This window comes from Virgibacillus carmonensis (assembly GCF_057836705.1).
The window spans coordinates 1-1070 of the sequence record NZ_JBYQFJ010000081.1; the positions used below are offsets into that span (position 1 = coordinate 1).

At 42.1% G+C, this 1070-nt stretch carries 1 protein-coding gene; it reads left to right on the top strand.

The window, feature by feature from the left end; translation table 11 throughout:
• Nucleotides 1-917, top strand: a 917-nt coding sequence (locus AC3G7N_RS20560) for an amidohydrolase family protein (protein WP_489424027.1), incomplete at its 5' end; no start/stop codon positions are given.
• Nucleotides 918-1070: the final 153 nt, after the last annotated feature.

Genomic DNA, 1070 nt, shown 5'->3' on the forward strand with positions numbered 1-1070 from the left:
TTACGGCCTTAGGTGAACAAATCTGTGGACACCCGAACAGTGATTTTGCGATGGATGATTATCGCAGTTTTATCAAGGACTTCCCACTAGATATTTCATTCGCAGCCACAAGTATTTCCATTGGATTTGATAGATTAGCTCATTTTACGTCGATTACCAAATCAAAATCAGTACACCAGTCCGACCTTTCTGACCCCTTATTAGTGAAAATAATGGCCGAACAAACTGACTACCCAGGAGAAAATCTATTCATCAATGCAACACCGGCTAACTTTACACCTGATGAGGTTCCACGCGCTGGGGAAATCATATACTCCCTGAATGAATTAAAACAAATTGTCAGGATTTTTCACGAACACGATAAAAAAATCGGTGTCCATGTTGCAGGTGTAGAGGGTATAGAAATGGCTCTTGAGGCCGGTATTGACGTGCTTCATCATGCCCACGGTATTTCAAAGAAACAAATAGAAAAGGCTGCATTACATGGTGTAAAAATTGTCGCCACACCGTTAGGAGGGACCCATCTAGAACCAAATTCACCCAAAAACATAGTAGAACTGCTAAATAATAATATCGATGTATCCATCGCAACAGATTCCTATTTACCCCCGTATCAAAATGTTGAATGGCTACCTTTTGACGATCAAAAATTGCGAGGTCCCGACACTCTAATGTTAATCGCCAACCCTGGAATGAAACAGCTAAAGGAAAACGGATATGATGAAAATCAGATTCTTGCATTACTAACAGCAAATCCAGCTGAAATATTGGGTAAAGCTGACCGATTTGGAAGGTTAAAAAAAGGCATGGATGCAAACTTCTTGGTAGCCAAAGGTATCCCTGGATGGGAAATAGTGGGTATTGAAGATATAAGAAAGGTTTATTTTCGTGGAGAAAAAGTTGTGGATAGAGGGTAGTGGGACGTGGGGACAGGTTCCTTGTCCCTCTTCCCCGAGAAAACATTTCCAATTCAGATGATAGACCTGTTCCGTCTCCGCAACTATGCGGGACAAGGAACCTGTCCCCATGTACCGGCTCAAGACCCTATGTCCCGCTATTCTTCATCCCAA